Source organism: Isoptericola aurantiacus, from assembly GCF_044769875.1.
Taxonomy (GTDB): domain Bacteria; phylum Actinomycetota; class Actinomycetes; order Actinomycetales; family Cellulomonadaceae; genus Isoptericola; species Isoptericola aurantiacus.
Map to the genome: position 1 here is coordinate 703,281 of NZ_JBJBAE010000001.1, position 19,561 is coordinate 722,841.

The window sequence follows — 19,561 nt, forward strand, 5'->3', positions numbered from 1 at the left end:
CGGAGCAGATGGGATGGACCAGTTTGAGGACGGGGCAGCAGACCAAGGTGGCACGCGTCGCCGACCTGGTCCGCGGCACGATCCACGACGGCCATCTGCGCGAGGGCGACCCGCTGCGCTCGACCCGCGCGCTGGCCGCCGAGCTCGGCGTGTCGCGCGGCACCGTCACCGCGGCCTACGAACAGCTCGACGGCGAGGGATACGTGGTGCTGCGGCACGGCGCCGTGCCCCGGGTCGCGGCCACCCTGACCACCGGGCCGCCCGGCAGCACCCGGCGCGTGCCCGACGGCGCCCGGCCCGGACGCGCGGACCGGGCCGGCGTCGTCGTCGACCTGCGCCCCGGTGTCCCGTCGGTCGCCACCGTGTCGGGACGCGACTGGCGGGCCGCCTGGCGGCACGCGGCCGCCGCCCCGCTCGAGGCCCGCTACCCCGATCCCGCCGGCGAGTCGGCCCTGCGCGGCCAGGTCGCGGCCCAGCTCGCATTGAGCCGGGGGTTCGGCCCCGACGCCGCACGCGTCGTGATCACCGGCGGCACGGCCGAGGCTCTCTCGCTCGTGACCGAGTCGCTGGGACCCCGCGCGAGGGTCGCCGTCGAGAACCCCGGCTACCGTGCGGGCCGAGCCGCCGTCACGTCCGCGGGCGGCGCCGTCGTCCCCGTGCCCGTCGGGGACCGCGGCCTGGACCTCGACGCCCTGCGGTCCGCGCACGCCCTCGGCCGGCTCGACGCGGTGCTCGTCACGCCGTCCCACCAGTACCCGCTGGGCGGGGCGATGCCGGTGGCCCGGCGGCACGAGCTCCTCGCCTGGGCCGCCGCCGAGGGGGTGCTGGTGGTCGAGGACGACTACGACTCCGAGTTCCGCCACCGCGGCGACCCCCTGCCCGCCCTGGCGGCGCTGGACGCGGCCGGCGTCGTCGTGCACGTCGGGTCGTTCTCCAAGGTGCTCGACCCGCGGTTGCGCTGCGGCTACCTCGTGCTGCCCGCGGGGGCCGCGGGCGGGAGTCCGGGCGGTGCGTCCGACGGCGGCACCCCGGCGGGAGCGGCCGTCCTGGCGGCACGGCGGGCCCGCGGGGCGAGCGTGGCGACGGTGACCCAGCTCGCGCTGGCCCACCTGATGTCGACCGGGGCGCTGCGGCGGCACGTGGCCCGCTGCCGCCGCGACTACCGGGTCAAGCGCCGCCTGGTGGCCGAGACCTTCGCCGACCTGCCCGGGGTGCGGGTCCGCGGCCTGGACGGCGGGCTCCACGCGGTGCTGGAGCTCGAGGACATGACGGGCGCGAACCTGGTCACGCGGGCGGCCGCTCGCGGCGTCGGGATCAGCGACCTGCAGGACTACGTGGTCGACGGGTCCGGGCTGCGGCTGGACGGCGTCGTGCTCGGGTACGCCCCGCCGTCGGCCACGGTGCTGCGCGACGCGCTGCGCACCGTCCGGGGCGCGCTGACCACGGCCGAGGAGCGGCCGACGTCGCAGAACCTCACGCTTGGGACGCCTCATGCGTGAGGTTCCGCGACACGGGACGGCTCACGCGGCGAGCAGCGTGCGGACCCGCCCGCGCACCCCGGCGGCGTCGAGCCCGTGGGCGGCCGCATGGTCGCGCGGCGTGCCGTAACGACGCAGCTCGGCGTCCCGCGGCACACCCACGTGCTCCACCCGGGCCGGGCGGTCCCCCAGAGCCGCCGCCACGGCCGCGGCGCTGGTGCCCTCGAGGTACGGCTCGACGACGGCGAGCCGCGGCGTCGGACCGGCCAGCGCCCGCAGCCCGTCGGCGTCGAGCGGGTGCGGGGTGGAGGTGTGGGCCACGCGCACCGGCAGGTCGCGCGTGGCGTCCAGGACGACGTCGAGCATCGGTCCGACGGCGAGCACGAGGGGTGCACCCGCGGCACCGTCCCGCTCCAGGTGGATCCGCCCGTCCACGGGACGCGGCCTGTCGTTGCGCTGCGTGGACAGCCGCACGTAGACGCGCCGGCCGGTGGCCGCCTCGGCGTGCAGGATCGCCGTGACCTCGTCGGCATGGCCCGGCACGTGCACGGTCCAGCCGGGCAGCGCGGCGACGAGCCCGACGTCCGCCGGCGCCTGGTGGGTGCGGCCCTCGGCGCTCGCGTCGTAGGAGGCGCCGATGCTGACGAGGATCGCCCCCACGTCCTGGTGGCCGAGCGAGATCTTGAGCTGCTCGTAGGGCCGTTCCACGAGGAACGGCGCGTAGGAGTGCAGGATCGGCCGACGACCGGTCAGGGCGAGCCCGCCGGCGACGCCGACCATCGCCTGCTCGCGGATCCCGACGTCGATCACGCGGCCGGGGTGCCGGGCGGTCGCGGCGGCCACCGGGGCGGTGCCGATCGCGGCGAGCACGACATCGACGTCCGGGTGGGCGTCGAGCACGGGGCCGAGCTCGGCGTAGAACCGCGTACGCAGGTCGAGGCTGTGCAGGCCGGGGCTGCGACGGTCCGGGCCGCTCATGCCGCCACCTCCCGGTCCGTCGTGATGGGAGCCTCGTCGGCGGCCCGGAGCGTGGGGTCGACGACGACGGCGCTCGGTCGGCCCGGTGCGATGCGCCCGAGCGCCGCGGCGAGGCGGTCGTCGGAGCGCGTGTCGACCTCCGCCGTCGCCCACCCCTCGACGCCGAGGCGTGCGGCGATGCCGCCGGGCCATCCGTGACCGTCGCTGTGGTTGTCCACGACGACGCACGTCAGGGTGTCCAGCCCGAACCGGCCGGCGACCTGGATCGCCTCGGCGTTGCTGCCCTCGTCCAGCTCGGCGTCGCCCGCGAGCACCACGACGCGGGCCGGCGAGCGCCCGCGCAGACCGAGGGCCATGCCGACGGCGAGCGGCAACCCGTGGCCGAGGGACCCGCTGCCGATCTCGATCCCCGGCACCAGGACCCGGTCGGGATGGTGGCCGAGCGGGGAACCCCAGGAGGCGAGGTCGTCGAGCCAGGCGGGCGGGAAGAACCCGTGGGCGGCCAGGACGGCATAGGTGGACGCGGGCCCGTGGCCCTTCGACAGCACGAACCGGTCCCGGTCCGGGTCGGTGGGATCTGTCGGGTCGACGCGCAGCACCCGGTCGTACAGCACGCGCACGACGTCGAGGGTGGAGTGGGCGCTGGGATCGTGCTTCTCGTCCCCGGTGACGCGAGCGACGAGGGTGCGCACGGTCTCCCGGTCGAGGGCTGTCGTCGTCATGCGACCAGCATGTAAGTTGAAGTTCACTTGAGGTCAAGGGAGGCCGGGATGGCTGTCGAGCGGTACCTGACGATCGGCGAGGTGGCACGCCGCAGCGGGGTGGCGCCGTCGGCCCTGCGCTTCTACGAGCAGCGCGGGCTGATCGAGGCACAGCGCACCGGCGGCAACCAGCGCCGCTACGAGCGCACCGTGCTGCGCCGGGTCGCGTTCGTCCGGACCGCGTCGCGGCTGGGCCTCACCCTCGAGCAGATCGCCGCCGCCCTGGCCACGCTGCCCGACGCGCGCACACCGACCGCCGAGGACTGGCGCCGGCTGTCGCAGTCGTGGCGCGGCCTGCTGGACGAGCGCATCTCCGTCCTCGAACGTCTCCGCGACGACCTCGAGGACTGCATCGGCTGCGGCTGCCTGTCCCTGGAGCGCTGCACGCTGCAGAACCCGGAGGACCGCGCCGCCGCCCTGGGACCCGGACCCCGCTACCTCGAGGGGGACAGCCCGTCCGACGTCGTCGGCCGGCCCTGACGCCTCACTCCGGGGTGTGCTGGTGGACCAGGAGGTGCCACCCGCCGACGGCCGTCACGTACGTGCTGGCCAGGGTCGCGGTGTAGGTCTCCTGGCCGCGGCGCCCCGTGAACGGGTAGACGACGGTGGCCGTGTCCTTGCTGCGCACGAGCCGCGCGTCGCCGAGGTCCACCTCGTCCCAGCCCGGTGAGGAGTCCATCGCCGCCACGCACCCGGCCTTGTCCAGGACCGCGCCGGGGACGACGACGACGGCGTCCTCGTGCAGCACCTCGGCGTAGTCGTCCCCGCTGCCGTTCGCGAGGACCTCCTCGATCGTCATGAGCTCGTCGATGATCGGGTCCATGCCTCGACCGTAGACGGGTGTGATCTCCCGCGCAGGACTGGCACCGGGACGCTCGGTGCGCGACGGTGGAGGGAGCATCCCCGACGTCACGGAGGTCCGTCATGAAGGTCGTCGTCATCGGCGCGCTCGGCAGGGTCGCCCAGCTCCTCGTCCCGCTCCTGGCCGACGGCGGCAGCGGCCCGGCCGTCGACGTGGTCGGCGCCGTGCGCAAGCCCGAGCAGGTCGACCGCGTGGCCGACCTCGGCGGCGAGCCCCTGCTGCTCGACGTCGAGAACGCCACCACCGACGAGATCGCCACGGCACTCGACGGCGCGGACGCCGTGGTGTGGGCCGCCGGGGCCGGGGGCGGGAACCCCGACCGCACCTACGCCGTCGACCGGGACGCCGCGTCGCGGTCCATGGACGCCGCCGCGCTCGCCGGCGTGCGGCGGTACGTCATGGTGTCGTGGATCGGGTCCGTCCCGGACCACGGTGTCCCGACCGACTCGAGCTTCTACCCGTACGCGGACGCCAAGCTGGCCGCCGACGACCACCTGCGCGGCACCGACCTGGACTGGACGATCCTCGGTCCGGGGACGCTCACCGACGGCCCGCCGACCGGGCGCATCCGGGTCCTCGGCGCGGACGAGTCGGTCGAGCGCGGCGGACCGTCCGAGGTCCCCCGCGCCGACGTCGCGCAGGCCGCGGCCGCGGCCCTGCGGATCGACGAGACGATCGGGCAGTTCGTGCGCTTCACGAGCGGCGACGAGACGATCCCGGCGGCGCTGCGGGCGTAGCCACTGGTCATCCGGCCAGGCACCCTCGACCGGGCGCAGCAGTACTGTCGGATCACCACCGGGGGCTCGGGGCGGTGCAGTCATCCAGATCGTCCGGTCGCGCAGGATCTCTACCGCGGCCCTATCCGACCGACGGTCACCGACAGCGCCGCGACTCCGGCCGCAGGGAGGGTCGAACCTGCGCCCCACGATCCGCTCGCCCCCGGGTTGATCGTGCTGGACCCGGGAGTTCGCACGGCAGTCGATCGACTCGACGAAGAGCGCTGAAGCTGCCGCGCAGAGGTGCTCGTCGAGCAGGAGCACGTCGTATCGCCAGTTCAGTCCGACGTGGACCCCGCTGCCCGTCGCGAGCAGTGTCGAACTCGTAGCCGGCTGGTCGTGCAGTCCTACCGCCGGCGGGCGACGAGATCGAGGTGATGGCGCGTCCCGGGATCGGCACGGCGACGGTGTCCGACGACGTCGAACCCGGCCGCTTCCAGCCGCGAGACCGCACCGTCCACCGACCACGTGAAGGCGGGTGCGACCTGGTGGTCGAACATGGACAGATCGGCGCCGTCGAACAAGCCCAGCAGAAGGCTGCCACCCTCGGCCAGGCACCGTGCGAACTCGGCCAGCACACCGTCGATCTCGGCCGGGGGCAGATGAATGAGCGAGTACCAGGCGAGGATGCCGTCGAGACTCCCGTCTGGCATACCGAGGGAGTCGAGCATCGCGACCCGGAACGGCACCTCGGGCCAGGTAGCCCTCGCATGCTCGACGAACCTCTCCGCGCCGTCGACCCCCTCGATGACGTTCCCCCGCGATGCCAACCACGCCGTCCAGTGCCCTGGTCCGCAACCGGCGTCGAGCAACGGCCCACGCCGCTCGTCTGCCCAACGAGCCACGAGCGCGCGGTCTTGCACGTGGGTCGCCGCCATCGCCCCGAACCGCTCGATGTATTCCGCGGACCTTCGTCCGTAGGCAGCAGCCGCACCACCGGCCTTCGCCTGTGCCGCGACCACCTCGACCTTGAACCCGGCGGCGTTCTCGAGCCAGCCGGCGTAGTGGTCCGGTCCCCCGGCGTGCGGGTAGCGCTCCGCGTAGAGCGGGGCCCAGCCGTGCGCGGGGGCTGCGTCCATCAGGGCGTCCACGTCGGCGGGGGCGCCGCCGTCGAACGCCACGTGGTTCATGCCGGCACGACGGCGGTCGTGGCGGCCCGATGTCAGGTTCGGCGAGGCGGTCAGCGTCAGGTAGGTGCCGCCGTCGGACCAGGTGCGCCCCTCGGGCCACTCCTGGACGAGCCGGAAGCCGAGACGGGGCAGCAGCCATCCCCAGTCCGCGGCTGTCTCCCCGTCCTCCGCGACCCAGATCTCGAGGTGGTGGATGCCCGGCATCCGCTCATCCCACCACACCGTGACGCGCCCCACCGCCGCCCGGCGCGCGGCCGCGGACCACCTGGGGCAGCATCGCAAGGGACCGACGTCCCCACCCGCAGGAGGTCCCCGCCATGGCTCGCACCGTCGCCGAACACCTGGTCGACCAGCTCGTCGCCGCCGGCGTCGAACGCGTCTACGGCATCGTCGGGGACTCGCTGAACCCCGTCGTCGACGCCGTCCGCCGCACCGACGGCATCGACTGGGTGCACGTGCGCCACGAGGAGGCGGCCGCCTTCGCCGCGGCCGCCGAGGCGGAGGTGACCGGGAAGCTCGCGGTGTGCGCCGGGTCGTGCGGGCCGGGCAACCTGCACCTCATCAACGGCCTGTACGACGCGAACCGCTCCGGCGTCCCGGTCCTGGCGATCGCCTCGCACATCCCCAGCGCGCAGATCGGGACCAGGTTCTTCCAGGAGACGCACCCGGACCGCCTGTTCAACGAGGCGTCGGTCTTCTCGGAGATGATCTCCACGGCCGCCCAGCTCCCCCGCGTCACCCGCTCGGCGATCCAGCACGCCCTGGCCGCTCCCGGCGTGGCGGTGCTCACGCTGCCCGGCGACGTGGCGGACGAGCACGTGCCCGACGACGACGCGCCCATCCTCATCCCCGGTGCCTGCCCGGCGCGCGTCGTCCCGCACGACGCCGACGTCGCCGCGCTGGCCGAGGCGATCAACAGCGCCCGCAAGGTCACGCTGTTCGTCGGGGCCGGTGCCCGCGACGCCCGCGCCGAGGTGCTGGAGCTCGCCGACCTCGCGGCGGCACCGGTCGGCCACTCGCTGCGCGGCAAGGAGATCATCCAGTACGACAATCCCCACGACGTCGGTATGTCCGGGCTCCTCGGGTACGGCGCCTGCCACGAGGCGATCCACGACGCCGACCTGCTGATCCTGGTGGGCACCGACTTCCCCTACGACTCGTTCCTGCCCGACGACGTCCCCACCGCGCAGATCGACATCGACGCCTCGCACCTGGGCCGGCGCACCCGCCTCGACATCCCGGTGCACGGCGACGTCGGGGAGACGCTGCGGCTGCTCACACCGCGCGTCGAGCGCAAGGACGACCGCAGATTCCTGCGATCGATGGTCGACAAGCACGCGAAGCTCATGAACAAGGTCGTGGGCGCCTACACCCGCAAGGTGGAGAAGTACACCCCGATCCACCCCGAGTACGCGGCCGTGCAGCTCGACGAGGCCGCGGCCGACGACGCCGTGTTCACCGTGGACACCGGCATGAACAACGTGTGGGCGGCGCGCTACCTCACGCCGAACGGCAAGCGCCGCGTCATCGGGTCCTTCATCCACGGCTCGATGGCGAACGCGCTGCCGCACGCGATCGGCGTCGCGTTCTCGCAGCCGGAGCGGCAGGTCGTGGCCCTGGCCGGCGACGGCGGCCTGTCGATGCTGCTCGGCGAGCTCATCACCGTGCGTGCCTACGACCTGCCGGTCAAGGTCGTCGTGTTCAACAACGCCACGCTCGGCATGGTCAAGCTGGAGATGATCGTCGAGGGCCTGCCCTCGCACGGCACCGACTCCCCCGAGGTCGACTACAGCGCGATCGGCACCGCCGTCGGCATCCCGTCACAGCGGGTGACCCGGCCCAAGGACCTGGCCAAGGCCTTCTCGACCGCCCTGGACGCCGAGGGGCCGGCGCTGGTGGAGGTCATGACCGACCCGAACGCGCTGTCGATCCCGCCGTCGATCACCTCCGGTCAGATCCGCGGCTTCACCACGGCCATGACGAAGGAGATCTTCGGCGGCGGCATGGGCGAGGTCATGTCGATGGCCCGCTCGAACCTGCGCAACCTGCCGCGCTGACGGCGCCCACGGCCGACCGACGCCGTCAGCGCCAGTCGGCGGCCAGCCCGAGGAACGCGTCGTTGGCCGCCACCTCGCCGATGCTGACCCGCATGCCCTCGGCGCCGAACGGCCGCACGAGGACCCCGGCGGCCGCGGCCTGCGCGGCCAGCTCGGCGGTCCGGTCCCCCGTGGCCAGCCAGACGAAGTTGGCGTGCGTGTCCGGCACCTGCCAGCCCTGCTCGCGCAGCGCGTCGACGACCCGGGTGCGCTCGGCGACGAGCGCGTCCACGTGCTCGAGCAGCTCGGCCTGCACCGCGGGTTGCAGCGTGGCCACGGCCGCCCGCTGGGCGAGGTGGTTGACGCCGAACGGTGTGGACGTCGAGCGGATGCCGGCAGCCAGGCGCGGCGCGGCGACGGCGTAGCCGACACGCAGCCCCGCGAGGCCGGACGCCTTGGACAGCGTGCGCACGACGACGGCGTTGGGGTACCGGCGCAGCACGTCGAGCGCGTCGGGCACCTCCGGGTCGCGGACGAACTCGAGGTAGGCCTCGTCGATCACCACGAGGACGTCCTTCGGCACGTCGGCCAGGAAGGTCTCGAGCTCACCGGAGCGGACCACGGGCCCGGTGGGGTTGTTCGGGGTGCACACCAGCACCGCGCGGGTCCGCGGCGTGACGGCGGCCGCCATGGCCGGCAGGTCGAGCCGACCGTCGTCGCGCACCGGCACGGTGACGGCGGCACCACCGGCCACGGCCACGACGATCGGGTACGCCTCGAAGGAGCGCCACGGGAAGACGACCTCGTCCCCCGGTTCGACGACGGCCTCCAGCACGTGCTGCAGCACCGCGACCGACCCGTTGCCCACCACGACCTGGTCCGCCGCCACGCCGTTGTGCTCCGCCAGCGCCGTGACGAGCTCGGTGGCGTACATGTCGGGGTACCGGTTGACCTCCCGCGCGGCCTCGGTGATCGCCGAGACCACGGCCGCGGCCGGCGGGAACGGGTTCTCGTTGGAGGAGAGCTTCCATGCCTGGCCGTCCGGTCGGGCGCCCGGCACGTATGCGGGCAGGGCGGCGACGGCGGCACGCAGCGGGACGGTGGTCTCGGCAGGCGGGGTGGTGTTCGACGTGTTCGGCACGGCCCCAGGATCTCATCACGCCGGGCCGTCGCCCGCTCTGTCCCTGGCGGGGCCGACGTGCCACGATGTCGGCCATGACCTTCTTCCTGCGGTTCGTCGTGACGTCGCTGGCCCTGTGGATCTGTGACCTCATCTTCTCCAGCTTCGAGATCTTCGGCGGGGACGACGCCCTCGGGCGCATCCTCGCCATCGCCGGCGTGGGCCTGATCTTCACGCTGGTGAGCTCGATTGTGAAGCCGATCGTCAGCTTCCTGTCGATCCCGCTGCTCATCCTCACGCTCGGCCTGTTCTACCTGATCATCAACGCGGCGATGCTGTGGCTGACCGAGTGGCTGACCAGCCAGAACTGGCTGGGCGACTGGGGGCTGGAGATCACCGGCGGCTTCTGGTGGTACCTGTGGATCGCGCTGATCCTCGCGATCCTGCAGGCCCTCATCGGCTGGGTCGTGCCGGGCGACAAGAAGTAGCTCACCCCGCTGCGTCGCTCTGGCCCGAGGGTCGCCGCACCGTGTAGTAGCGCGTCTCGGCGTGCTCGCCGGCCAGGAGGTCGTCCAGCCGGTCCACCACGCCGTCCACCTGCACGCTGCCGAGCGCCGTGGCCTGCTCCAGCGTCCGCAGGTGCGTGGGGACGGAGTGGGCGCGCGCGATGCTGCTCGATGCCGCGCGGTCGGCCGGGTCCCGCGAGTCGCCCAGGTCGCGGCTGACGGTGACCCGGTCGGCGGTGGCCGGGTTCTCCGCGCCGGACCGCCCGTCGAGCGGCGAGACCAGCTCCTCGGTGTTCTCCAGGTGCAGGACCGGGACGCCGGGCGGGGTGCGGAAGGTCGCCGTCGGCGCCCCCGCGGTAACGACGCCCCCCACAGGGTGACGACGGCGGAACACGGGTGAGCACGCGAGCGCCGTCGCCGTGAGGCCGCCGAGGGAGTGGCCCACCAGCACCACGGGCTCGCCGGGAGCGGCACCGGCGGCGGCCAGCGCCTGGACCACGCCCTCGGCGACGTCCGCCGTCGCGCCCGCCATGAGGTCGAGGTCGGTGGAACCGTCGAACGGGTTGGTCCGGGACAGCAGGGCCTGCGTGCCGGGGACGAGCACCGTCCAGGAGGTGCTCCCGTCGGCGTGCGTGACCTCCTGCACCGCGATGGTGCCGGCCGGCGGGGCCGGGGCGGGCCGTCCGGGGACCCCGCTGCCGTGGGGGTACAGGTCCGCGGTGGCGGCGAGCGCCTCGGCGACGTCGCCGGCCGGCCGGTCGTCCCAGGGAGGGGTGCCGCCGGCGAACCCGGCGGGGTCGATCTGCTCCACGAGCACCTGCCGGGTGCCGAGCACGGCCCGCACCACCTCGGAGAGCACCCGGGCGCCACCGGTCACGGACAGGTCGCCCCCGGAGAGCAACGGCGCCCCGAGCGCCACCCCGGTCCCGGCACCGGCCACGGCCTCGTCGGCGTACGGCGAGACGGTGCGCCACAGCCACCCGACCGGGCCGCCGTCGTCCCCCGGGGGTGCGCCGAGCGGGACCGGTGCCGGAGCGTCCCGCGGTGCGTCCGGGTCCGGACCGCCGTCGGCCACCGCGGCGACGCCGAACCGGAGGCTCTGGGCGACCGGCCACCCCGCGGGCGACCCCACGAACGAGGTGAGGCCGAACCCCAGGACACCGGCGGTCACGCCGACGCCCGCGCCGACCGCCCGTTCGACGATCGACTCCACCTGCGTGTAGAGCCCGGCGGCCCGCAGCAACCGGTCCCCCACCCCCGCACCGTCGTCCGCGGCGCGCCCCAGCACCTGTGCGACGTCCTCGGCCAGGGCCAGGGCCCACCGCACGCGGGTGTGCCACCCCGGGTCGAGCTCCCCGAGCGGGGCGGGCGACCACCGGGCGCGGTCGAGCGCGAGCCGTGCCGCGGCACACCCGCCCCCGGCGGCCCGCAGCCGGTCGGCCGCTGCCGCGAGGCGCGCCGCTGCGGCGCGCACGGAGTCCGCGTCGACCGACGTCACGGAGCGGCCGCCGACGATGACGAGGGTGTTGCGCGGGTCGGCGCCGCGCGGGTCGGCGCTGCTCGGGATCGTGCTCACGACTCCTCGCACCCCGTGGCGACCAGCACCGCCTGGTCCACCGTGGCCGCGGCGGAGTCGAGCGTGCCGAGCAGCGCGGCGACGTCGGCGCGACCCGCCTCGGCGGCGGCCGAGTCCCAGTCGACGCGACTGGCGAGGCGGAGCTGGGCGACGGCGTCGTCCAGGGCGGTGCGGGCGGACCGCAGGTGGTCGGTGGCGACGGCGACGTCGGAGAGGGGCAGGCGCATGGCCGGGACGCTAGGCGCGGGTCGCCCCGGGCCGTCGGCTGCCCGCCGGGGCCTGTGGAGAGCGCGTCGCTGTGGGCGGGTCCCGGACCCTGGGCGCCCGGCCGCGCGACCCGGCGCCCGTGGGAGAATGCGAGGCGTGACCTCCACCGCGCAGCCCCACGTGACCGACCAGCCCGACGCGCCCCGTGTGAACCTCGCCGACGTCACCCCGCCGATCGCGCTGGGACCGCTCGACGGGCGCTACCGCGGGGCCGTGGCACCGCTGGTGGACCACCTCAGCGAGGCGGCGCTCAACCGGGCGCGCCTCCACGTCGAGGTGGAGTGGCTGATCGTGCTGTGCAACGGCACGGGTGACGTCGCCGGTCCCGTCGTCCCGGGCGCGCCCACCCTGACCGCCGCGGAGGTCGCCTACCTGCGGCAGATCCCCGCCACCTTCGGCGCGGACGAGATCGCCGAGCTCGGCGCCATCGAGCGCGAGACGGTGCACGACGTCAAGGCCGTCGAGTACTTCATCAAGCGCCGCCTCGCCGCCGACGTCGCGGCGCCCGTCCTCGGCGACACCTCGCTGCCCGCGGCGAGCGAGCTCGTGCACTTCGCCTGCACGTCCGAGGACGTCAACAACCTGTCGTACGCGCTCATGGTGCGCGGCGCCGTCGTCGACGTGTGGCAGCCCGCCGCCGAGGCGCTGTCGGACCAGCTCGCCGACATGGCCCGCGAGCACGCCGCCGTGCCGATGCTCAGCCGCACCCACGGCCAGCCCGCGACACCCACCACGATGGGCAAGGAGCTCGCGGTGCTCGCCCACCGCCTGCGCCGGCAGCTGCGCCGCATCGGCGGGGCGGAGTTCCTCGGCAAGCTGAACGGCGCCACCGGCACCTACGGCGCGCACAGCGTGGCCGTCCCCGGTGCCGACTGGCCGGCCGTCTCCCGCGCGTTCGTGGAGCACCTCGGCCTGACCTGGAACCCGCTGACCACCCAGATCGAGTCGCACGACTGGCAGGCCGAGGTCTACGCGGACGTCGCCCGGTTCAACCGGATCCTGCACAACCTCGCCACCGACGTGTGGACGTACATCTCGCTCGGGTTCTTCCGGCAGATCCCCGTCGCGGGCGCCACCGGGTCCTCCACGATGCCGCACAAGGTCAACCCGATCCGGTTCGAGAACGCCGAGGCCAACCTCGAGATCTCCTGCTCCCTGCTCGACACCCTGTCGGCGACCCTGGTCACCAGCCGCCTGCAGCGCGACCTCACCGACTCGACCACGCAGCGCAACATCGGCCCCGCGTTCGGTCACTCGCTGCTCGCGATCGACAACGTGCGCCGCGGGCTGCGGGCCCTGGCGGTGGACGCCGACCTCATGGCCGACGACCTCGACCACAACTGGGAGGTCCTCGGCGAGCCGGTGCAGTCGGCCATGCGGGCCGCGTCCGTGGCCGGCGTCGAGGGCATGGAGAACCCGTACGAGCGCCTCAAGGAGCTCACCCGCGGCCAGCGCGTCGACGGGCCGGCCATGCGGGAGTTCGTCGCCGGGCTCGGCCTGCCCGACGACGTCGCGGCGCGGCTGGCCGAGCTGACCCCGGCGTCGTACGTGGGACTCGCCGAGAGCCTCGTCGCGACGTACCTGGACTGATCGCCGGGGCCGGGCGCCGCCGCACGCCCGGCCCCGGCGACGTCGTCTACGTCGACGACCGCAGATAGCTCGCGGCGACGTACCCCGTCCGGCCGTCGTGGCGCACCTTGACCCAGCCGTTCGTCACCCGTGACAGCTGCCGGACACGTTCGTCCCGGCGCAGCTTCAGCTTCACCGACGTCGAGGTCGACGGGCCCTTGCGCAGGTTGAGCGTGGAGGTGTCGACCCACGCGTAGGTGGGCCGCGAGGACCACGGCACCACCTGGGCGCCGTCCCGCGTCAGCGCGATGTACCGGGCCGAGACCCAGCCGTTCGTCCCGCCGTACCGCACCCGCTGCCAGACGCCGTCGAGCTCGCCGCGCAGCACCATGAGACGCGCGTCGCGCGGCAGGGAACGCCGCACGCTCGACGACGTCGACGCCTTCGAGCGCAGGTTCAGCGACCCGGGCAGCACGTACCGCGTGCCCTTCGAGGTGTAGCCGGGCGAGACGTAGTTCCGGTGGATCCACCCGGTCCGCCCCGACCGGGTGACCTTGCGCCACTCACGGGTCCCGGCGCCCGGCTTCGCCGTGAGCTTCACGTTCGGCTGGAGGGTGCGGATCCTGCTGTAGCTCGTACCGGGCCCCGTACGGAAGTTGACCTTGTCGGTGGTGTAGTACGTGCACGACGACGGCACCGTGCGCGCGTAGTTCCGCGCCGACCGCGCCTTGAGGTCGACCCCGCGGTTGCGCAGGAACGTCAGCGGGTCCACCGTCGACCCGCTGCCGTAGCCGCCCTTCCAGATCTCCAGGTGCAGGTGCGGGCTCGTGGACGTGCCGGACGAGCCGACGTCGGCGATGTGCTGCCCCTTCTTGACTTTCTGCCCCTTCTTGACCCGCTGGTCACCGTCGATCACGTGGGCGTAGAGCGAGGAGAACGTCACGCCGTCGACCCGGTGGTCGATCACCACCCACTGGCCGAACCCGGACACCGCGCCGGCGGCCCGGACCGTGCCACCGGCGACGGCACGGACGTCCGTACCGCGCGCGGCGCCCATGTCCTGGCCGAGATGGAAGGCCGACGACGCGCGTACCGGCATGCACCGGGGCCCGTAGTAGGACGAGAGCACGTACGTGTCGTTCTTCAACGGCGCGGCCAGGCGTGTCGCGGCCGCGGCCGGCGGTGCGGACGCCACCTGCACGAACGTCGGTGCGAGGACGACGGCGGCGGCCACCAGCACCGCCACGAGCACTCGTCCGACCCGACCCCTGCTGCTTGCTCCGAGCTGTTCCATGCGATCCGTCCCCCCACGACCCGTCACGGTGCGAGCGTCGTCACCCGCCTCCACGACGGTAAGTCGCCTCGCGCAACAGCGCGCGCCGGGATGCCGGGAGACCCGCACCGCCCTACCGTCGGTCCCACCGTCGCGACACCGGAGGCGAGCCGTGACCGAGAGCTATCCGATCCTCACGCTGGTCCCGCCCGTGCTCGCGATCGCGCTGGTCATCGCGACCAAGAAGGTGCTGATCAGCCTCGGCGCCGGGGTGCTCGCCGCCGCGCTGCTGGTGGCGGACCTCGACCCGGTCGAGACGCTGCGGCTCGTGGGGGACTCGTTCGCCGCGATCTTCTGGACCGAGGGCGCGGTCAACACCTGGTACGTGTACATCCTGGCGTTCACGCTCATGCTGGGCGTCATCGCGGCGTTCATCATGATGTCCGGCGGCACGGGGGCGTTCGCCGACTGGGCCGTCGAACGGATCCGCACCCGCCGCGGCGCGCAGGTCCTGCCCGCCGTGATGGGCATCGTCATCTTCATCGACGACTACTTCAACGCGCTCGCCGTCGGTCAGGTCGCACGGCCGGTGACCGACCGGCACCGGGTCTCGCGCGCCAAGCTGGCCTACATCATCGACTCCACCTCGGCCCCCGTGGCGGTGCTGGCACCGTTCTCGAGCTGGGGCGCCTACATCATGGGGATCCTGGCGCCGATCGTCGCGGCGTCGACCCTGGGGATCTCCAGCGTCCAGGCGTTCCTGGGTGCCGCGGCGTCGAACTACTACGCGATCGCCGCCGCGCTCGCCGTCTGGTTCGCGGTGCTCCTGCGGCTCGACGTCGGTCCCATGCGCCGCGAGGAACGGCGCGCCGTGCACGACGGGCGGACCTACGCCGAGGACGCCACGGTGCCCGGACAGCTCGCCGACGACCTGCCCGTGCACGAGCCCGGGGCCAAGCGGGCGCTCTTCGTGCCGTTCGCGCTGCTCGTCCTGGGGGTGTTCGCGGGCATCGTGTGGACGGGGTACGCGGCCGCGGGCACCTGGTCGGTGGTGGACATCCTGGCCGCGACCGACACCAGCGCCGCTCTCATGGTGGGCGGCACGCTGGGGCTCGTCGCGGCCGTCTACTACTACCTGCGGTACACGTCCTCGAACCCCCGGTTCTCCGCCGGGCACTTCGGCCGCGGCTGGGTCGAGGGGGTGCGAGCCATGTGGCCGGCCGTCAGCATCCTCGTCCTGGCCTGGATGCTCACCGGCCTGATCGAGCAGCTCGGTACCGGGGAGTACCTCGGCGGGCTGGTGCAGGACACCGACCTGTCCCCCGCCTGGCTGATCCCCGTGACGTTCGTGCTGGCCGGCGCCATGGCGTTCTCCACCGGCACCTCGTGGGGCTCCTTCGCCCTCCTGCTGCCCCTGGTGGGCGGCATCATGAACAGCGTCGGCGAGCCCGACCTGCTGCTGCCCGCACTCGGCGCGGTCCTCGCCGGGGCCGTCCTGGGGGACCACATCAGCCCCATCTCCGACACGACGATCCTGTCCTCGACGGGGGCCGGATCGGACGTCATCGTGCACGTCGTCACCCAGCTGCCGTACGCGGGGGCGGCGGCCGTAGCAGCGCTCGTCGGCTACGTGGCGGTCGCCCTGGGTGCGGGCACCGCGCTCGGGCTCCTGGTCACGCTCGTCGTGCTCGTGGGGGTCGCGTTCGCGGCGCGGGTCTCGAGCCGGTCCGTCGAGGAGGACGTGCCCGCGGCGGGGTAGCGGCCGACCCGAGGCTCAGTCGAACAGCCGCTGGGTGAGCGCGTGCCAGGTGATCGGCCCGATCACGCCGTCCGACGGCGGGGCGAACATCGACTGGAACTCCCGCGTGGCCGCGTCGGTCAGGGGCCCGAAGCTCCCGTCGACGGCCAGCCCGCCGGGCAGCAGGATCTGGGCGGCACGCACCGCCTGCCCCGTGTCCCCCAGGCGCACCGTGACGATCAGCTCGGGCCAGTCGAGCTGGCCCACCGTGGTGCTGATGAAGCGGGCGCGCAGGGTCTGCTGGAAGGTCCGGATCGCGTCACCGCTGAGCGGGCCGAACACGCCGTCGACGGTGAGGGTCGCACCGTGCGCGCGCAGCAGGTGCTGCGCGGCGCGCACGCGCCAGTTGTCCGACTGACGCGCACCCACCTTCACCAGCGGCCAGGGCCGCGGGTGCGCCGACGACCCGCTGAGGAACGACCAGGTCTCCCGACCCGCGATCCCGTCGATGGTCAGTCCCCAGGACTCCTGGAAGAACCGCACCCGCTCGGCGGTGAGGGGACCGTACGCGCCGTCGACCACGAGCGCCGGGTCCCCCGGGAACCGGACGAGGCCGAACTGCTGCACGGCCCGCACCGCCTCGCCGCTGTCGCCCTGGCGCGTGGTCACCACGAGGTGCGGCCACGTCTGCGGGCCGACGACGCCGTCGCTGGTCAGGCCCTCGGCGGTCTGGAGCGACGCGACGGCGGCCGCGGTGACCGTGCCGTACACGCCGTCGGCGGCCAGGACGTGGCCGCGGTGCCGCAGCAGGTGCTGGATGCCCGTCACGATCGGTCCGGTGTCCCCGGTCCCGTGCGTGCGCCACGCCTCGACGTTCATGGTCCGCTCCCTCGCGTCGTCGCGGTGCCGACCGCCCGGTCCGGCGCCGACCCTCCCGCACCTGCAGGGAGCGCCGAGCAGTTCCCTCTGATACCGCGCGACGGGGGCGACACACCCCGCAGGTGCTGGCAGGATCGAGGTATGCACCCCCGCGCCGGCCAGGTAGCCCTCCCCGAAGACCTCATCGACGTCGACCAGGTGGTCGGCGCCTACTACGACCGCACCCCCGACGTGGACGATCCCTCCCAGCAGGTCGTCTTCGGTACCTCGGGGCACCGCGGCTCGTCCCTGGACTCCGCGTTCAACGAGGCCCACATCGCGGCGATCACGCAGGCCATCGTCGAGTACCGGGCCGCGCAGGGAACGGACGGCCCGCTGTTCATCGGCCGCGACACGCACGCGCTGTCGCTGCCGGCCTGGCAGACCGCGCTGGAGGTGCTCGCCGGGGCCGGCGTCACCGTGATGATCGACGCCCGGGACTCCTTCACCCCGACGCCGGCGGTCTCGCAGTCGATCCTCATCCACAACGGTGCCGCCTCCGAGGAGGGCGTGCGCACCTCGGGGCCGGGGGTCGCGGACGGCATCGTCGTCACGCCGTCGCACAACCCCCCGCGGGACGGGGGCTTCAAGTACAACCCGCCGCACGGCGGCCCGGCCGGGTCCGAGGCCACGGGCTGGATCGCGGACCGCGCCAACGAGATCCTGCGCGACGGCGGTCTGAGCCGCGTCCACCGCGTCTCGCTCGAGAACGCGCTCGCGGCCGGCACCACCCACAAGCACGACTACCTGTCCACCTACGTGGACGACCTGGCGAACGTCCTCGACCTGGAGGCGATCCGCACCTCCGGCGTCCGCATCGGCGCGGACCCGCTGGGCGGTGCGTCCGTCGAGTACTGGGGAGCGATCGGCGAGCGCTACGGGCTCGACCTGACCGTGGTGAACCCGCAGGTGGACCCGCGCTGGGCGTTCATGACGCTGGACTGGGACGGCAAGATCCGCATGGACTGCTCGTCCCCGCACGCGATGGCCTCGCTCGTCACGGCGATGCGGGCGGACGGCGGCAGCGCACCGTACGACGTCGCCACGGGCAACGACGCCGACTCCGACCGGCACGGCATCGTCACCCCGGACGCGGGGCTGATGAACCCGAACCACTACCTCGCCGTGGCCATCCAGTACCTGTGCTCGGGCGCCCGGCCCGCCTGGCCGGACACGGCGGCGATCGGCAAGACGCTCGTGTCCTCCGCCCTCATCGACCGTGTGGCGGCCGGCCTGGGCCGCCGCCTCACGGAGGTCCCGGTGGGCTTCAAGTGGTTCGTGCCGGGGCTGCTCACCGGAGACGTGGTGTTCGGCGGCGAGGAGTCCGCCGGTGCGTCGTTCCTCCGCCAGGACGGCCGGGTGTGGTCCACCGACAAGGACGGCATCCTCCTGGCTCTGCTGGCCTCCGAGATCCTCGCGACCACGGGCAGGTCCCCGTCGCAGCACCACGCCGAGCTCGTCGCACAGCACGGCGAGTCCTGGTACGCCCGGGTCGACGCCCCGGCCACCCGTGAGGAGAAGGCCCGCCTCGCGGCGCTGTCGCCGGAGCAGGTGTCCTCGACGACGCTGGCGGGCTCCGACATCACGGCCAAGCTCACGGAGGCCCCGGGCAACGGGGCGAAGATCGGCGGCCTGAAGGTGACGACGGCGGACGCCTGGTTCGCGGCGCGCCCCTCCGGCACCGAGGACGTCTACAAGATCTACGCCGAGTCGTTCGTCTCCGCCGAGCACCTGAGCCAGGTGCAGGCCGCCGCGAAGGACGTCGTGGGTGACGCGCTGGCCTGAAGCGCGCCGTCAGGCGATCAGGTCCTGGTACTCGGGGTGCCGGGCGAGGTACGCCTCGACGAACGGGCACTGCGCCACGACCCGGTCGCCGTCGGCCCGCACCTGCTGCAGCGCACCGGCGACGAGCGCGGAGCCGACGCCCCGGCCCTCGAACTCGGGCGAGACCTCGGTGTGCGTGAAGGTCACCGTGCCGTCCTCGGCGCGGTAGTAGGCCCCGCCGGCCTCGACGGTCCCGCCGTCGCCGTCGTCGACGAGGGCGAGAAAGACGTGCCTGCCGGTGTCGTCCCGGACGGTGACGGGAAGAGGTGCGTCGCTCATCGGTCCATCGTGGCGCCCGACGGCGGTGCCTGCCATCGCAGGTCCGCGTACTGCGGGTGGTCGGCGATCCACTCGCTGACGTACCAGCAGCGCGGTTCGACCCGCAGCCCCTCGGCCCGCACGTCGTCGAGCGCTCGCCGCACCAGGGCGGAGGCCACGCCACGGTGGCGGTGCGCCGGCAGGACGACGGTGCTGGTGACCTGCACGACGTCGCCGTGCCGCTCGTACCGCAGGACGCCGACGACGGCGGCCTCGTGCGCGGTCACGACTCGCGCCTCGTAGCGGCTCTGCCCGAGGTCGCGGGTGATCTCGAGATCGAGGGGGTCGGACACCCGAGGGAATCTACCCGATGGTCGCCGCGGGCACCCGGAAAGATCTGCCGTCCGCGCGGCAACCGAGCCCCCTGCGCCCTGCTGCCGCGACCGCACCTCGACATTGACGGCAGCGCCGCGCCGCGGCAAGCCACCGGG

Annotated in this window: 19 protein-coding genes and 1 pseudogene; 8 read left to right on the forward strand and 12 right to left on the reverse strand. The window is 73.8% G+C overall.

The window, feature by feature from the left end; all coding sequences use genetic code 11:
• Positions 1-47: 47 nt before the first annotated feature.
• The gene (gene pdxR, locus ACIQLL_RS03140; protein ID WP_402463120.1) at positions 48-1,499 is read left to right on the forward strand and encodes a MocR-like pyridoxine biosynthesis transcription factor PdxR; all 1,452 of its coding nucleotides are present in this window, start codon (positions 48-50) and stop codon (positions 1,497-1,499) included.
• A gap of 21 nt (positions 1,500-1,520) precedes the next feature.
• On the opposite strand, the gene ACIQLL_RS03145 is transcribed toward pdxR, so the two are convergent.
• A complete protein-coding gene (locus ACIQLL_RS03145; RefSeq protein ID WP_402463123.1) occupies positions 1,521-2,456 on the reverse strand; it encodes a transketolase family protein in 936 nt (311 codons plus the stop codon).
• Entirely contained in the window at positions 2,453-3,178 is a 726-nt protein-coding gene (locus tag ACIQLL_RS03150) for a thiamine pyrophosphate-dependent enzyme (RefSeq protein ID WP_402463126.1), read from the reverse strand. The genes ACIQLL_RS03145 and ACIQLL_RS03150 overlap by 4 nt, the downstream gene beginning before the upstream one ends.
• A gap of 48 nt (positions 3,179-3,226) precedes the next feature.
• Between ACIQLL_RS03150 and soxR the strand changes: the two genes are divergently transcribed.
• On the forward strand, positions 3,227-3,697 hold the full coding sequence (gene soxR / locus ACIQLL_RS03155) for a redox-sensitive transcriptional activator SoxR (protein WP_402463129.1): 471 nt from the start codon (positions 3,227-3,229) through the stop codon (positions 3,695-3,697).
• A gap of 4 nt (positions 3,698-3,701) precedes the next feature.
• On the opposite strand, the gene ACIQLL_RS03160 is transcribed toward soxR, so the two are convergent.
• Complete coding sequence (locus tag ACIQLL_RS03160; protein ID WP_402463131.1) at positions 3,702-4,040, reverse strand: nuclear transport factor 2 family protein; 339 nt, start codon at positions 4,038-4,040, stop codon at positions 3,702-3,704.
• Positions 4,041-4,141: 101 nt separating this feature from the next.
• Between ACIQLL_RS03160 and ACIQLL_RS03165 the strand changes: the two genes are divergently transcribed.
• The gene (locus ACIQLL_RS03165; RefSeq protein ID WP_402463134.1) at positions 4,142-4,816 is read left to right on the forward strand and encodes an SDR family oxidoreductase; all 675 of its coding nucleotides are present in this window, start codon (positions 4,142-4,144) and stop codon (positions 4,814-4,816) included.
• Positions 4,817-5,202: 386 nt separating this feature from the next.
• On the opposite strand, the gene ACIQLL_RS03170 is transcribed toward ACIQLL_RS03165, so the two are convergent.
• Together ACIQLL_RS03170 and ACIQLL_RS03175 are read right to left on the reverse strand one after the other, a co-directional pair.
• Positions 5,203-5,733, reverse strand: coding sequence for a class I SAM-dependent DNA methyltransferase (locus ACIQLL_RS03170; RefSeq protein WP_402464614.1), 531 nt, complete (start codon positions 5,731-5,733; stop codon positions 5,203-5,205).
• 75 nt (positions 5,734-5,808) lie between these two features.
• Positions 5,809-6,189: pseudogene (locus ACIQLL_RS03175) on the reverse strand (VOC family protein); the annotation flags it as partial.
• A 113-nt stretch (positions 6,190-6,302) separates the two neighbouring features.
• On the opposite strand from ACIQLL_RS03175, the gene ACIQLL_RS03180 reads away from it, so the two are divergent.
• On the forward strand, positions 6,303-8,042 hold the full coding sequence (locus tag ACIQLL_RS03180) for a pyruvate dehydrogenase (RefSeq protein WP_402463137.1): 1,740 nt from the start codon (positions 6,303-6,305) through the stop codon (positions 8,040-8,042).
• Between the two features lie 25 nt (positions 8,043-8,067).
• Here ACIQLL_RS03180 and hisC read toward each other — a convergent pair whose 3' ends face one another.
• Positions 8,068-9,162, reverse strand: coding sequence for a histidinol-phosphate transaminase (hisC, locus tag ACIQLL_RS03185; RefSeq protein ID WP_402463140.1), 1,095 nt, complete (start codon positions 9,160-9,162; stop codon positions 8,068-8,070).
• Positions 9,163-9,236: 74 nt separating this feature from the next.
• Here hisC and ACIQLL_RS03190 point away from each other — a divergent pair, with 74 nt between their 5' ends.
• Positions 9,237-9,629, forward strand: coding sequence for a phage holin family protein (locus tag ACIQLL_RS03190; RefSeq protein ID WP_402463143.1), 393 nt, complete (start codon positions 9,237-9,239; stop codon positions 9,627-9,629).
• Position 9,630: 1 nt separating this feature from the next.
• On the opposite strand, the gene ACIQLL_RS03195 is transcribed toward ACIQLL_RS03190, so the two are convergent.
• The gene (locus tag ACIQLL_RS03195; RefSeq protein WP_402463146.1) at positions 9,631-11,223 is read right to left on the reverse strand and encodes a hypothetical protein; all 1,593 of its coding nucleotides are present in this window, start codon (positions 11,221-11,223) and stop codon (positions 9,631-9,633) included.
• Positions 11,220-11,450: a hypothetical protein gene (locus tag ACIQLL_RS03200; RefSeq protein WP_402463149.1), complete on the reverse strand. Its 231-nt coding sequence runs from the start codon at positions 11,448-11,450 to the stop codon at positions 11,220-11,222. Before ACIQLL_RS03200 ends, ACIQLL_RS03195 begins: the two co-directional genes overlap by 4 nt.
• Before the next feature lie 127 nt (positions 11,451-11,577).
• On the opposite strand from ACIQLL_RS03200, the gene purB reads away from it, so the two are divergent.
• Complete coding sequence (gene purB, locus ACIQLL_RS03205) at positions 11,578-13,080, forward strand: adenylosuccinate lyase (protein WP_402463150.1); 1,503 nt, start codon at positions 11,578-11,580, stop codon at positions 13,078-13,080.
• A 46-nt stretch (positions 13,081-13,126) separates the two neighbouring features.
• Here the strand turns inward: purB and ACIQLL_RS03210 are convergent, their stop codons facing one another.
• Entirely contained in the window at positions 13,127-14,305 is a 1,179-nt protein-coding gene (locus tag ACIQLL_RS03210) for an SH3 domain-containing protein (protein ID WP_402463153.1), read from the reverse strand.
• 199 nt (positions 14,306-14,504) lie between these two features.
• On the opposite strand from ACIQLL_RS03210, the gene ACIQLL_RS03215 reads away from it, so the two are divergent.
• Positions 14,505-16,091, forward strand: coding sequence for a Na+/H+ antiporter NhaC family protein (locus ACIQLL_RS03215; RefSeq protein ID WP_402463156.1), 1,587 nt, complete (start codon positions 14,505-14,507; stop codon positions 16,089-16,091).
• A gap of 15 nt (positions 16,092-16,106) precedes the next feature.
• Here ACIQLL_RS03215 and ACIQLL_RS03220 read toward each other — a convergent pair whose 3' ends face one another.
• A complete protein-coding gene (locus tag ACIQLL_RS03220) occupies positions 16,107-16,949 on the reverse strand; it encodes a peptidoglycan-binding domain-containing protein (protein ID WP_402463158.1) in 843 nt (280 codons plus the stop codon).
• A 141-nt stretch (positions 16,950-17,090) separates the two neighbouring features.
• On the opposite strand from ACIQLL_RS03220, the gene pgm reads away from it, so the two are divergent.
• Entirely contained in the window at positions 17,091-18,773 is a 1,683-nt protein-coding gene (gene pgm, locus ACIQLL_RS03225; RefSeq protein WP_402463160.1) for a phosphoglucomutase (alpha-D-glucose-1,6-bisphosphate-dependent), read from the forward strand.
• A gap of 9 nt (positions 18,774-18,782) precedes the next feature.
• On the opposite strand, the gene ACIQLL_RS03230 is transcribed toward pgm, so the two are convergent.
• On the reverse strand, positions 18,783-19,091 hold the full coding sequence (locus ACIQLL_RS03230) for a GNAT family N-acetyltransferase (protein WP_402463163.1): 309 nt from the start codon (positions 19,089-19,091) through the stop codon (positions 18,783-18,785).
• Entirely contained in the window at positions 19,088-19,423 is a 336-nt protein-coding gene (locus ACIQLL_RS03235; RefSeq protein WP_402463165.1) for a GNAT family N-acetyltransferase, read from the reverse strand. The genes ACIQLL_RS03230 and ACIQLL_RS03235 overlap by 4 nt, the downstream gene beginning before the upstream one ends.
• Positions 19,424-19,561 lie beyond the last annotated feature (138 nt).